Consider the following 13,236-nt stretch of genomic DNA (forward strand, 5'->3'; position numbering starts at 1 on the left):
AGGGGCCCATCCGAAGCTACGGAGGGGCCCCTCACTCATTCGGGTGAGAATTCGGTGCCAACGGGTCATTCGGGTATGGACGCCGAAAGAATCGATCCGGTCGATCGGCCGTCCAAGAGCGCCGACCAGGGAAGGCCCCGCGACCGCCGTATCGCAGCCTGGGGGTCTGTCGGCATGATCCGTACCATCGCCCGGGGCGGCACGCGCGTCGGTGCCTCCCGTGCGTGGCGGACACTCGTTCTCGTCCTGCCGGGCCTCTGGGTCGGCACCGTCGTCCTGTGGGAGGTCCTTCACCCCACCGGGGCCCAACTGATCCAGCTCCTCGCCGCCGCCCCTGCCATCGCCTGTGCCGGCACGGGCCGCCGCTCGTGCGTACTGCTGGGCGGTCTGTGCGCGGTCTTCGCGCTCGTCCCGATCGGCTCGGCGGGCCGGGACGAGAGCATCGGCACCCGCTTCGGCACGTTCGCGGCCATCCTCGCCGTCGTCATCGCCAGCTATCTCACGGCCGGGCGCCGCGCCCGGCTGCAGCGTGAACTCGAAAGCGCCCGAGCCGTCGCCGACGCCGCCCAGGCCGTGGTGCTCCGTCCGCTGCCGCCGCGACTCGACGGACTCGCCCTGGCCGCCGGGCAGTTGTCCGCGAGCCAGGGCGCGGCGGTGGGCGGCGATCTGTACGAGGTGATGGCCACGACGCACGGGGTGCGGGTGGTCATGGGAGATGTGCGAGGCCACGGTCTGGCCGCGGTCGGAACGGTCGCGGCGCTGCTGGGCAGCTTCCGCGACGCGGCCCATGACGAGGCCAAGTTCGCCGACGTGCTGCGCCGCCTGGAGCGCGCTCTGGACCGGCACCTTCGGGAACGCTCCCGCCACGAGCATCCGGCGGCCACCGACAAGGACCCGCAGAGCCCGGTCGCCGAGGACTTCGTCACCGTACTGCTGCTGGAAATCCGCGAAGACGGAGAGGTGCACGCCCTCAACTGCGGCCACCCCTGGCCGTATCTGCTCACCCCAGGCCGAGCGAAACCGTTCGCCCAAGCCGAACCCCTGCCCCCTCTGGGCCTGTTCCCACTTCCCACCGAACTCCCGGCCATGGACTGCGGCCAACTCCGGCCCGGCGAGGCCCTGTTCCTCTACACGGACGGCGCAGAGGACGCACGTGATGGCACAGGCCGCTTCTTCCCGCTGCCGACGGCGCTGACCGAGGCTGCCAAGGCGCACCCTGTCGCCCCGAGGGACGTACTGCGCGACGTCTTCACCGCGCTCCAACGACACACAGCAGGAAGACCTTCGGACGACATCGCGGTGCTGGTGTTGCGCAACGACCGCGCCCCGTCAGGGGCGCGGGGCTGTGACATAGGCGGCTCCGCCGCCGGGGCGCGACAAGCCACGACGGACCCGCAGCCGACAACCAACTTGTAGTCCCCTCTGCTCAGTCGCCCTGCTCAACCAGTGGACACGACACCGCCCGCCCAAGCCACGGAGTGTCGGGCAGGCAGCTGGGCGGGCGGCGCGAAGACGGGCCACCGTACTGTACGAGGGGGAGCCGGCGGCCCGGCCGGCCTCTTTGCGAGGCAGTTCAGTCAACCGGCCGGAAACTCTCCGCAACAGCGCGCGCACAGCGCGGATTCGAGCACTCCGTTCACACCCCGTGTGAAGACGCACGCACTACTCTTTTCCGCACCGAGCCACCCGGAGGGCATCCATGCAGCCCAACACTCTGCTCGACGCGATTCTCGACGAGGCCGGGATATCCCACGCGGGACTCGCCGCCCATGTGAACCAGGCGGGGCGCAGCCGTGGCCTGGCACTCCGTTACGAACACACCGCCGTGGCCCGGTGGTTGAAGGGCCAGCGCCCGCGCGGCCAGGTGCCCGACCTGATCTGCGAGGTGCTCGCCACGCGCTTGCAGCGCCCCGTCACACTCGACGACATAGGCCTCGGCGTACCCGGCGAGTCGGCCTCTCCGCACGGCACGACCCTCTCCGGATTCGTCGAACGGGCCACCGCCCTGTGGCGATCCGACGAACAGCAGCGCCCGCACATCCTCGGCGCCCCCGCCGTCACCGGAACGCCCGCCGTGATGCCCGTATGGGAATGGGAGAACCCGCCCGAGGACACGGACGTCTCGCGCGGCGGACGGCAGCGGGTGAGCATGGCCGACATCGAGATGCTGCGCGCCGCCCGCGCCCACTACGAGCAGATGTACCGCAAGGCCGGCGGCATCGCGACCCGCAGCCGTATCGTCGGCTTCCTCAACTCCGAGACCGCGCCGCTCCTCAGAGGCAGCTACACCGACGCCACCGGCCGCCAGCTCCACCGCGCGACCGGCGGGTTGGTGGCGATCGTGGGCATCTGCGCGTACGACTCCGATGCGCACGGCCTCGCCCAGCGCTACTTCCACCAGGCGCTCAGGCTCGCAAAGGCCAGCGGTGACCGGGGACTTGGCGCGTACGTCATCGCCCTGCTCGTCAACCAGTCGTTGTTCATGCGCGAGTACCGGCAGGCCGTCGCGTTCGCCGAGGCCGCGCTGCGCGCCGCGGGACGGCACATCACACCGGCGCTCGCCTCCGACCTCTACGCGATGCAGGCCAAGGCGTACGCACACCTCGGCGACGGCAGCAGCGCCCTGTCCTGCATCCGGCGTGCGGAGTCGGCCGCCGAACGCATCCGGCGCGGTTACGAGCCGGACGAGACCGGCTATGTCCAGCCGGGCCTGGTCAACGTACAGGTGGCGGAGGCGCTGCTCAGCCTCGGTGATCTGACCGCCGCTCAGGAGCATGCCGCGGCTGCCGTGGACACTCCGGCGCACGACCGGGGGCGGGTGCACCGGCTCGCCATGCTCAGTCAGATCGAGCTGCGTCAGGGCAATGCGGACAAGGCGGTGGTCACCGCGGTCGAAATGGCCGAGCAGGCGCGGGGAATGGAGTCCCAGCGGCTGCGTGACAGACTGCGGGCGGTACGCGAGCACCTGGTGGCCAGTGACTGCGCGGGGACGTCCGAGGCCGCCGAACTCATCGCCGGGGCACTGCGCGTACCGCTGTAGGGAGAGCCCCGGGCACTGCGCCTACCGCCGCGAGCGGACCGCCGGCGGACCACCATGAGTCTGCTGTGAAGACGCTCCTGCTGCGATATTGCCATCTACTCGGCGGAAGGTGGCAGAACCGTGCAGTGGACGAAACGGAACGAACAAACTGTGTATGCAAACCGCTGGTTCAGCGTCAATCTCGCGGACGTGGAACTGCCGGACGGTCGGCACCTCGACCACTTCCTGATACGGCTGCGGCCCGTCGCCGTGGCCACCGTGGTGAACGAGGCCAACGAGGTGCTGCTGCTGTGGCGGCACCGTTTCATCACCGACAGCTGGGGGTGGGAGCTCGCGGCGGGCGTCGTCGAGGACGGCGAGGACATCGCCGTCGCGGCGGCCCGCGAACTCGAGGAGGAGACCGGGTGGCGGCCGGGACCCCTGCGCCATCTGATGAGCGTCGAGCCCTCCAACGGGCTCACCGACGCCCGGCACCACATCTACTGGGCCGACGAAGGCGCGTACATCGGACACCCCGTGGACGACTTCGAGTCGGACCGTCGGGAATGGGTTCCACTCAAGCTCGTCCCCGACATGGTCGCCCGCGGAGAGGTCCCGGCCGCCAATATGGCAGCCGCGCTGCTCCTCCTGCACCATCTCAGGCTCGGGCAGGACGCTTTGCCCTGAATCCCCCCACCGCGTCCTGTGGCCTAGTGGCCCAGAGCCTGCCAGACCGCCACGGCGAGTGCGCCCACGGCCGTGACGACCGCGACTGCGCGCAGCGGCCAGCGGGTGTGTTCCAGTGCGACGACGCGTGCGCTGAGGTCGTCGAGATCCTTGGCGGTCTGTTCGGCGCGATGACTGAGCAGAGCCTGTCCTCCCTCGACGCGGGCATGCGCCACGTCGAGGCGACGGCGTAACTCTGCGAGTTCTCCATGGACCACGGGATGCTCCGGGTCGGCGGTCACGAGTCCGCTCCTTTCAGTAGTCGTCACATCCCTTACGTGCGCACGGAAAGTCAACCGGCCTTGGTGGGCAGCTGGGGAGCGTGTGCGAGGGGCATATGCGGGCTCGGTGCGCACACGGTGTGTGAATGGCGCGGGCCCGGCGCTCGGAAGAGGGCCGGGCCCGTCGGCCTGAGACGTACTGACCGTGGTCGGTACGAGGATGCCGCTAGGCGTAGGTGTAGAAGCCGGAGCCCGACTTCCGGCCCAGTCGGCCCGCGTCGACCATGCGCTGGAGCAGCGGGGGAGCGGCGTACAGGGGCTCCTTGTACTCCTCGTACATCGAGAACGCGACCGACGCGACCGTGTCCAGGCCGATCAGGTCGGTCAGCTTCAGCGGGCCCATCGGGTGGGCGCAGCCCATCTCCATGCCGTTGTCGATGTCCTCGCGGCTCGCGATGCCCGACTCGAACATCCTTATGGCGGACAGCAGATACGGGATCAGCAGGGCGTTGACCACGAAACCCGAGCGGTCCTGGGCCCGGATCGAGTGCTTCCCCAGGATCTTCTCGACCAGCGACTGCGCCCGGCCGATCGTGACCTCGGAGGTGGTGAGTGCCGGGATCAGCTCGACCAGCTTCTGCACGGGGGCCGGGTTGAAGAAGTGGATGCCGATGACCTGGTCGGGACGCGAGGTGGCGACGGCGAGCTTCACCAGGGGGATGGAGGAGGTGTTGGAGGCGAGGATCGCTTCCTGACGGGTCACCACCTGGTCGAGTACCTGGAAGATCTCGGTCTTCACCATCTCGTTCTCGACGACGGCCTCGATCACCAGGTCGCGGTCGGCGAACTCGCCCAGATCGGTGGTGAAGGTGAGCCGCGCCTGCGTGGCGGCCAGCTCCTCCTCGGAGATCTTGCCGCGCTCGGCGGCTTTGGAGAGCGAGTTGTAGAGCCGGGTCCGGCCGATCTCGAGTGCCTCGCCGGTGGTCTCGGCGACCATCACATCGAGCCCGGCACGGGCGCACACCTCGGCGATGCCCGCTCCCATCTGGCCGCAGCCCACCACTCCGACACGTGAGATGTCTCCGAAGGTGTCCGTCACATCGTCCCTTTCGCTGTTCCACGGGGGTGGCAGGACCCCGGGGGCGCCTGCTCCATTCGTGAACGTTACTCTCGGGGTCCCGATGATCGATCGTGCGGGTGCGGCATGCTGTCCGCCCGGAAGCGATACGTGAGCAGGCCGATCCGGTGCGTATGGGGGGAAACCCATGGGGCGAGTGACACGTAGGGCGTTCGCGGGAGTGATGCTGGCCGGGCTCACGGCCGCGGGAGGCGCGGCGGCCTGGGGCGCGACGACCGGCGACGAGACGGACGAGAAGGACGGGGCCCGGCGCCGCGCCGGTTCCGGTGAACTGCGCGGCATGTGGCTGTCGACCGTCACCAACCGCGACTGGCCGTCCAAGACCGGGCTGACCGCCGCCGAGCAGCGCTCCGAACTGCTCGAGCATCTCGACACGGCAGTACGCCGCCGCCTCAACGCGGTGATCTTCCAGGTGCGCCCCACCGCCGACGCTCTGTGGCCCTCGCCGTACGAGCCCTGGTCGCAGTACCTCACCGGTGTCCAGGGCGAGGACCCCGGCTGGGACCCGCTCGGCACCGCGGTCGAGGAGGCGCACGCGCGCGGCCTGGAACTGCACGCCTGGTTCAACCCGTACCGCATCGCCAACCACGCCGACCCCACCAAGCTGGTCGCCTCCCACCCCGCCCGCGAGCACCCCGACTGGGTCGTGCCGTACGGCGGGAAGCTCTACTACAACCCGGGGTTGCCCGAGGTCCGCGCCTTCGTCCAGGACGCGATGCTCGACGCGGTGAAGAAGTACGCCGTCGACGCCGTGCACTGGGACGACTACTTCTACCCGTACCCGGTCGAGGGCGCGGTCTTCGACGACGACGCGGCCTACGAGCAGTACGGCGGCGACTTCGAGGACCGGGCGGCCTGGCGGCGGGACAACATCGACAAGCTGGTGCGCGAGACGGCGGCCCGCGTGAAGAAGGTCCGGCCGGGCACGGAGTTCGGGATCAGCCCGTTCGGGGTGTGGCGCAATGCCGCGACGGACTCGCTCGGCTCGGACACCCAGGCCGGTGTGCAGACGTACGACGACCTGCATGCGGACACCAGGAAATGGGTGCGCGAGGGCTGGATCGACTACATCTGTCCGCAGATCTACTGGAACATCGGCTTCGCCGCCGCCGACTACGCGAAGTTGCTGCCCTGGTGGGCGGAGGTCGCCGAGGGCAGCAGGACGCGGTTGTATGTGGGGGAGGCGCTGTACAAGGCCGGGGATCCCGCGCAGCCCGAAGCCTGGCAGGAGCCGGCCGAACCCCGATGATGGAGGGGCGGGCCCCTACCGGGTGCTCACGGAGATCTTGAGCCGGCATTCTGAGTGGGAGCAGGCCCAGATGCTGGGCGTACTGTTCCCCCGCCCTGCGGCTGCCTCGGATGAGCGGCGGCCGCCCCGCTGCCCCGTAGTGGGGCCGGCGGTGGCTTCATCAAGGTCGCGGTCAAAAGACAAGGGGCCAAATCCCCGGGAGATCCTGCAGAGCAGCCGGGCGCAACGCCCGCCGGCAGGCTGAGTCAGGCAGGTTCATTCTTCGCACGGGGCTCGCCGCCCTTGCCGACGGCGTTGTACGTGACGGTCATGCCGCCGGTGCAGTACTGCTCCAGGTCGGCCTTGCAACTGTTGCACTCGCGGCAGGAGTCGACGAGGCAGCCGACGCCCACGCGGTCGCCTGAGCGACGTTCAGTCGATGCGGATGATTCCGCGGCCCAGGGCGGCGGTGACGGCGGCGGTGCGGTCGGCGACGTCGAGCTTGGTGTAGATGTGCAGCAGATGGGTCTTGACCGTTGCCTCGGACAGGCGCAGGGCGCGGGCGATCTGCTTGTTGCTCTGCCCGCGGGCCACGGCGGACAGAACTTCGAGTTCCCGGCCGGACAGGCCGGCACTCCGGTCGCCGCGCATATGGGCGAGGACCTTGGCGGCCACTGTGGGGGACAGTGCGGCTCCTCCCCGGGCGGCGGTGCGCACGGCCTCGCACAGCTCGTGTCGTCCGATGTCCTTGAGCAGGTAGCCGACCGCGCCGGCATCGATGGCGGCGGTGATGTCGGCGTCCGTGTCGTAGGTGGTCAGGACGAGGACCCGCACCTCGGGGTGGGCGGCGCGGATGGCGGCGGTCGCGGCGGTGCCGTCCATGCCGGGCATCTGCAGGTCCATCAGGACGACATCGGGTGCGAGTGATGCGGTCCGGCGCACTGCCTCGGCACCGGTGGCGGCTTCGCCGACGACCGTGAGGTCGGGCTGGGTGGCCAGCACGGCGGCCAGCCCGTCGCGGACCACGGGGTGGTCGTCTGCGAGGAGGACCCGGATCGAGGGAGTGGTCGAAGTGCTCATGACGCCGGGGCCATCCGCTGGGTACCGGCCGCGGGTGACGGTGCGGAGGCCGAGGGCTCGACCGGGACGGAGACCGAAGGCTCGATCGGGAGCGGCACCGTGATGGCGACGGTCGTACCCTCGCCCGCGACGCTTTCCAGCGCGAACGTGCCGTCCAGGGCGGCGATGCGCTCGCGCATGGTGATCAGGCCGATGCCGACATGCCGGGCGGCGGGTGCGAAACCGGTGCCGTCGTCCTGGATGTCGATGGCCAGGGCGTCGCCGAGGTAGGACAGCGTGACCGACACGCTCGCCGCGTGGGCGTGCCGCCGGGCGTTGGTCAGCGCCTCCTGCACGACCCGTAGCAACTCGCCCTCGCTGCTGGCAGTCAGGGCGACCTGTCGGCCGGTCACGACCGTGTAAGCCTCGATGCCGGTCTCCTCCGTCAGCCGGGCGGTGAGCTCGCGGACCGCTTCCGCCAGGTGCGTGCGGTCCAGCGGCGCCGGGCGAAGGGCCTGCACGAGGCGGCGGCTCTCGACCAGGTTGTCCCGGGCCGTCCGCATGGCCTGCTCGACGCGGCGGGCCGCTGGAGAGCCGGGCGGCAGGTCGTCGCGTGCGGCGTCCAGCAGCAGGGAGATGGACGCGAAGCCCTGGGTCAGGGTGTCATGGACCTCTCGGGCCAGGCGCTGACGTTCGGCCAGGGTGCCCGCCTGACGTTCCGCCGCCGCTCGTTCCGCCTGGGTGGCGGTGAGTTCGTCCAGGAGCCGCTGCCGCTTGTGACTCTCGTGGTCGAGGGTGGCGACGTAGCAGACGATGGTGACCGCCAGCGCGGCACCGAGCACGCAGCCCGTGAGCGTTCGCACGTCGGCGGAACCGTCCGTGGTGAAGCGCTGCCACGACCAGGCGCTGCCCAGCACCAGCACCCCGCCGGCCGACCACCAGGCCCGTCGCAGCCAGTACGGGGTCAGCACGGCCACGGCGACCGGGAGCAGCGCGGGGTCCACCACAGACATGGCCACCCACGCCGCCAACGCCCCGACGAGGTAGGGCAGCGGAGGGCGACCGGTGCCGCCGCGCAGCGCGATCCAGTACGCGTACCAGGCGGCGAGTCCCACCGCAGGGCCGATCCGCAGCAGTGCCGTGCCGGTCGTCAGATCCGTCCCGGCCAGCGCACCCAGCACGGACAGGGTGAGCACGACGGCGAAGAAGGCGTGTTGGCCCACGGCCTTCCACCGTGCCCTCTCGCACACCTGTTGCAGCGTCATGGTCCGCAGCGTACGCGCAGCCTAGTAGCCGGAGGATCAGCCGGCCGGTGCGAACGCATCCACCGATCGGTGGGCGGATGATGCGTCGATCGGTCGATGTGCCAGGCCCGTGCGGGCGGCGAGGATCGGCCCCGCACCCGGCCGCCCGAGCTCCACCGCACCCCGTGAGGAACCACCAGTGCCCCTGGCCTTCATTCCCAGCCCGTCCATCGGCGAGATCCACCTCGGCCCGCTGCCGCTGCGCGGCTACTCACTGATGCTGATCCTCGGAATCGCCGCGGCGGTATGGCTGGGCGGCCGTCGCTGGGCCGCCCGCGGTGGAGAGAAGACCGTCGTGACGGATGTCGCGCTGTGGGCGGTCCCCTTCGGTGTGGTCGGCGCCCGCCTCTACCACGTGGTCACGTCCAGCGAGCCGTACTTCGGCAAGGACGGCGATCCGCTCAAAGCCCTCTTCATCTGGGACGGGGGCATCGGCATCTGGGGCGCCATCGCCGGCGGTGCCGTCGGAGCCTGGATCGGCTGCCGCCGCAACGGTGTCCCCCTGCCCATGTTCGCCGACGCGGTCGCCCCCGGTATCGCCCTGGGCCAGGCCATCGGCCGCTGGGGCAACTGGTTCAACCAGGAACTCCACGGGCGGGCCACCACCCTCCCCTGGGCGTTGGAGATCGACCCCGCGAACCGGCCCGAGGCCACCTCCGACCTGGCCACCTACCACCCCACCTTCTTGTACGAGTCGCTGTGGTGTCTCGGTGTGGCCGCCCTGGTCATGTGGGCGGACCGCCGCTTCCGCCTCGACCGGGGCCGCTCGTTCGCGCTGTACGCCGCCGCCTACTGCGTAGGCCGCTTCTGGATCGAGTACCTGCGGGTCGACGAGGCCCATCACATCCTCGGCCTGCGCCTGAACGACTGGACCGCCCTGCTGGTTTTCGCGGCCGCCCTCGCCTACCTCATCGCTGCGACACGACACGCGTTCGACAGCCCTGGCGACGCCGACTCCGACCGTCTCCTTCCGCGCATGGACGCGACCAGCAGTCCCAAGAGCTGACCATCTCCCCTTTCACGAACTGGAGTTGCCATGTCCGCTGTCTCCGAGACACCCCTTTCACGGCGGGGCCCGCTGGTGGTGGCGGGAGGTGTTTTCATCGCCTTCCTGCTCGCCTCCTTGGTGAACGCGTCGATCGCTGTGCTGGCGCACGCGATGAGCGCGCCGGACGACTTCAACCCGCTGGAGCCCCCGGCGTATGTCTTCCTGACCGCCCTGGGTGTGCTGGCGGGAGCCGTCGGATGGGGCATCGTCCGCAGACTTTCCCAGGATCCCGAACGCCTGCTCCGCCGACTCGTCCCATCGGTCGTCGTCATCTCCCTCGTTCCGGACTTCTTCCTGTTCGACGAGGGCGAGGTGACCGGTGTGGTGGCGCTGCTCGTGATGCACCTCGCGGTCGCGGTGATCGCGGTGATCGCGTACCGCAGGGTCATGCCACTGGGCTCGGTGCGGTGACCGTAGCGACCTTCGGGCCACGTACGAAGAACCCGCCGGCAACCCCTGCCAAGTCATGAATCCTGCTGTGATCGCTTGTCATCATCACGCTGACTTGGTTGCACTTGAATTCGGTCGCGTTCTCCCTGAAACGAGACTCCGTTCCGCCCCCTTCGGCACGAGGGGCGGGTTGGATGGAACTGATCCACACGTGAGTACTGCTGCGCCTGCGTGCTCAGATCATGAGGTGCCGGTCTGCAACCCCGCGATGAGTCCGTCGAGTACCTGCAACTGGCGGGTGGGTGTGGTCAGGCGAGCCGCGAAGATCGCGTTGATCTGGAGTCCCATCAACGTGGCCATCACAAGGTCCAAGAACGCATCGAGATCGCAGGACGGGTTGATCTCTCCCGCTTCAGCCGCAGTGCGCAGATACGAGAGCATCTGATCGCGCCAGCGCGACATTGCCTGGTCGTAGACGTCGATCAGTTCCTCATCGGCTACCGCGTAGTTCCAGAAGCCGATGACAACGCGGGCCTCGTCGAGACGCACGTCGTCCAGGGGCATGATCTCGATGCAGAACTTGCGGAACGCGTTCACGCCGTTGGTGCCGGCGATGGTGCGGGCGGCCCGCTGCTCGGTGGCTGCGTTGGCGTGCTCCAGCGCGGCCCGCAGAATTGCTGCTTTGGTGGGAAAGTATCGTGCGAGCGCACCGTTGGTGAATCCCGCTTCGGCGGCGAGATCCCGCATGTTCAGCGCCGCGAATCCTCGCCGCGCGACAAGGCGCCATACAGCTTCGATGATCTCTTCACGCCGCGCGTCGTGGTCCACGATCTTGGGCATGGTGACACCTTACCAACGGGTAGGCGTCTGCATGCTGGTGGCTGTGGTCAGCACCATTGCGGCCGAACTGAGAACGTTCAAGGGCTGGGCAAGGCGCCGTGTCGGTCCCACGTGAAGAGGTGGACGGCCGTACGGCTCAGCGACGCTGGATCCGGCTGGCCGGCCGAGCTTGCACAACTCGCGGGCATCACGGCGGATGAGCCTGGTTCACGCGGGAGGAGCGCACGTGGCGCGGGACGAACAGCTGTCATTCCCGGTGGCCGTGAGAGCGGTCCACATGGCGCCCCTTTCCCGGCAACCCGGTGAGGGGCTACATTGGAGCTATTAATCTACAACTGTAGACGGAAAGCTCTGGTGCGGCACCAGCCGGTACGCGGCATCGAGGCCCTCTGAAGCCGGTACCGGCCACCTCACCCTGGGCACCTGGTCCCCGGCGCCCAGGTAGGCGTCCAGCCCTCGTCATGACCATCACGACCTCATAGGACGAAGCGTGCCTGATCTCGAGCCTGATGAATTCCGCCGCCAGGGCCACCAACTGGTCGACTGGGTCGCCCAATACCGCACTTCGCTCCCCTCCCTGCACGTGCAGCCGAATGTCTCACCGGGCTCCGTGAAGGCTCAGCTTCCTCGTGAACTGCCTGAGAAACCGTCCGAGGCGCTGGGCGATGATCTCGTCGCCCTGCTCAACGACGTGGTCGTTCCCTCGTCGCTCCACTGGCAGCACCCAGGATTCTTCGGCTACTTCCCAGCGAACGCGTCGCTGCTGTCGCTCCTCGGTGACATCGCATCGGGCGGGATCGGAGCGCAGGGAATGCTCTGGTCATCATCGCCGGCCGGGACGGAGATCGAGCAGGTCCTGCTCGACGGCCTGGCGGACGCGCTGGGTCTTGGTCGCGAGTTCACTTTCGCCGGGGGCGGAGGCGGTTCGCTGCAGGATTCGGCCTCGTCGGCATCTTTGGTGGCGCTGCTGGCTGCGCTGCAGCGCAGCAACCCGGACTGGCGCGAACACGGTGTGGACGGCACCGAGACGGTGTACGTCACTGCCGAGACCCACTCGTCACTGGCCAAGGCCGTGCGTGTGGCCGGGCTCGGCGCACGAGCATTGCGGATCGTCCCATTTACGCAGGGCACGCTGTCCATGTCGGCGGATGCCCTGGCAGACATGCTGGCCAAGGACGCAGCCGCCGGAAAGAGGCCGGTCATGGTCTGTCCGACCGTGGGAACAACCGGCACGGGTGCCATCGACCCCGTCAGAGACGTCGCCCTGGCGGCGCGTGAATACGAGGCGTGGGTGCACGTCGACGCCGCGTGGGCGGGAGTCGCGGCGTTGTGTCCCGAGTTCCGCTGGCTCCTGGACGGCGCGGACCTTGCCGACTCGTTCTGCACCGACGCACACAAGTGGTTCTACACCGCCTTCGACGCCTCTTTCATGTGGGTGAGGGATGCCCGAGCGCTGCCGACAGCGCTGTCCATCACGCCGGAATACCTGCGTAACGCTGCGACGGAATCGGGCGAAGTCATCGATTACCGCGACTGGCAGGTCCCGCTGGGCCGTCGTATGCGTGCGTTGAAGATCTGGTCGGTGGTGCACGGCGCCGGACTGGAAGGCCTGCGCGAAAGCATCCGCGGCCACGTCGCCATGGCCGACTCCTTGGCCGGCAGGATCGAGAGTGAGCCGGGCTTCGCCCTGGCCACCCCGCGGTCACTCGCACTCGTATGCCTGTACCTCGTCGACCGGGACGGCCGCCCCGACGACGCCGCCACCAAGGCGGCAATGGAGGCGGTCAACGCCGAAGGGCATTCCTTCCTCACGCACACATCGGTCAACGGTCACTTCGCGATTCGCGTCGCAATCGGCACGCCGACGACGCTGCCCGACCACATCGACACTCTGTGGGACTCGCTTCGCAAGGCCGCTCGCCAGAGTGGTGCGTGACGTAAGAGCTACGCCTGGACCAGACCCGTGTGGCAAGGCAAGCCCGCATCCTCGTCTGTCGACGGCGAGACTCGTCTCGCCTTGCCGCACCCCCTATGTGCTCTCCAGATGGCATGTGCTGCACGGCCCGCGCGGAGAGCTGGGCGGACAGGTCGCGAGCCCGGCCCGCACGACGACAACCGAATCTCCCGCAACCGCCTCGGGGTGCTGCAGCGCTCGCACCTGGGCGTGGCCGGTGACTGCGCGGTGGCGACCATCGAGGACCGTCGCTTCACCCACGAGATCTGCGAGCTGGGCGTGCAGCCCGTGGAGCTGGGCGAGCCGGAA

11 protein-coding genes and 2 pseudogenes are annotated in these 13,236 nt (G+C 69.1%); 7 read left to right on the plus strand and 6 right to left on the minus strand.

The features are described from left to right. Window positions 1-174: 174 nt before the first annotated feature. The 3 genes from OP79_RS26230 to OP79_RS26240 all read left to right on the plus strand — a co-directional run bounded on the left by OP79_RS26230 (window position 175) and on the right by OP79_RS26240 (window position 3,706). Complete coding sequence (locus tag OP79_RS26230; RefSeq protein ID WP_051744935.1) at window positions 175-1,416, plus strand: PP2C family protein-serine/threonine phosphatase; 1,242 nt, start codon at window positions 175-177, stop codon at window positions 1,414-1,416. 283 nt (window positions 1,417-1,699) lie between these two features. After that, window positions 1,700-3,040 carry an NsdA family TPR-like regulatory protein gene (locus OP79_RS26235; RefSeq protein ID WP_033323453.1) on the plus strand — a complete coding sequence of 447 codons (1,341 nt, stop codon included), beginning with the start codon at window positions 1,700-1,702 and terminating at the stop codon, window positions 3,038-3,040. 120 nt (window positions 3,041-3,160) lie between these two features. Further along, complete coding sequence (locus OP79_RS26240) at window positions 3,161-3,706, plus strand: NUDIX hydrolase (RefSeq protein ID WP_033323454.1); 546 nt, start codon at window positions 3,161-3,163, stop codon at window positions 3,704-3,706. 23 nt (window positions 3,707-3,729) lie between these two features. Here the strand turns inward: OP79_RS26240 and OP79_RS26245 are convergent, their stop codons facing one another. Both OP79_RS26245 and OP79_RS26250 read right to left on the minus strand, forming a co-directional pair. Further along, window positions 3,730-3,987: a hypothetical protein gene (locus OP79_RS26245; RefSeq protein WP_033323455.1), complete on the minus strand. Its 258-nt coding sequence runs from the start codon at window positions 3,985-3,987 to the stop codon at window positions 3,730-3,732. Window positions 3,988-4,192: 205 nt separating this feature from the next. Then, the gene (locus tag OP79_RS26250; protein ID WP_033323456.1) at window positions 4,193-5,065 is read right to left on the minus strand and encodes a 3-hydroxybutyryl-CoA dehydrogenase; all 873 of its coding nucleotides are present in this window, start codon (window positions 5,063-5,065) and stop codon (window positions 4,193-4,195) included. 166 nt (window positions 5,066-5,231) lie between these two features. Here OP79_RS26250 and OP79_RS26255 point away from each other — a divergent pair. Further along, window positions 5,232-6,344: pseudogene (locus OP79_RS26255) on the plus strand (glycoside hydrolase family 10-like protein); the annotation flags it as partial. Between the two features lie 278 nt (window positions 6,345-6,622). Here the strand turns inward: OP79_RS26255 and OP79_RS54105 are convergent. From OP79_RS54105 to OP79_RS26265, 3 genes and pseudogenes are all read right to left on the minus strand, one after another. Beyond that, window positions 6,623-6,754, minus strand: a pseudogene (locus tag OP79_RS54105) (alcohol dehydrogenase); the annotation flags it as partial. A gap of 10 nt (window positions 6,755-6,764) precedes the next feature. After that, window positions 6,765-7,412 carry a response regulator gene (locus OP79_RS26260; protein ID WP_033323457.1) on the minus strand — a complete coding sequence of 216 codons (648 nt, stop codon included), beginning with the start codon at window positions 7,410-7,412 and terminating at the stop codon, window positions 6,765-6,767. Beyond that, complete coding sequence (locus tag OP79_RS26265) at window positions 7,409-8,656, minus strand: sensor histidine kinase (RefSeq protein WP_106972478.1); 1,248 nt, start codon at window positions 8,654-8,656, stop codon at window positions 7,409-7,411. Before OP79_RS26265 ends, OP79_RS26260 begins: the two co-directional genes overlap by 4 nt. Window positions 8,657-8,834: 178 nt before the next feature. Here OP79_RS26265 and lgt point away from each other — a divergent pair, with 178 nt between their 5' ends. Then, complete coding sequence (gene lgt / locus OP79_RS26270) at window positions 8,835-9,701, plus strand: prolipoprotein diacylglyceryl transferase (protein ID WP_078492015.1); 867 nt, start codon at window positions 8,835-8,837, stop codon at window positions 9,699-9,701. A gap of 30 nt (window positions 9,702-9,731) precedes the next feature. Continuing rightward, window positions 9,732-10,154: a DUF6069 family protein gene (locus OP79_RS26275; protein WP_033323458.1), complete on the plus strand. Its 423-nt coding sequence runs from the start codon at window positions 9,732-9,734 to the stop codon at window positions 10,152-10,154. 219 nt (window positions 10,155-10,373) lie between these two features. Here the strand turns inward: OP79_RS26275 and OP79_RS26280 are convergent, their stop codons facing one another. Continuing rightward, window positions 10,374-10,973 carry a TetR/AcrR family transcriptional regulator gene (locus OP79_RS26280; RefSeq protein WP_033323459.1) on the minus strand — a complete coding sequence of 200 codons (600 nt, stop codon included), beginning with the start codon at window positions 10,971-10,973 and terminating at the stop codon, window positions 10,374-10,376. Between the two features lie 490 nt (window positions 10,974-11,463). Between OP79_RS26280 and OP79_RS26285 the strand changes: the two genes are divergently transcribed. Continuing rightward, complete coding sequence (locus tag OP79_RS26285; RefSeq protein ID WP_033323460.1) at window positions 11,464-12,909, plus strand: pyridoxal phosphate-dependent decarboxylase family protein; 1,446 nt, start codon at window positions 11,464-11,466, stop codon at window positions 12,907-12,909. Window positions 12,910-13,236 lie beyond the last annotated feature (327 nt).

Source organism: Streptomyces yerevanensis, assembly GCF_000716805.1.
Classification (GTDB): Bacteria; Actinomycetota; Actinomycetes; order Streptomycetales; family Streptomycetaceae; genus Streptomyces; species Streptomyces flaveus.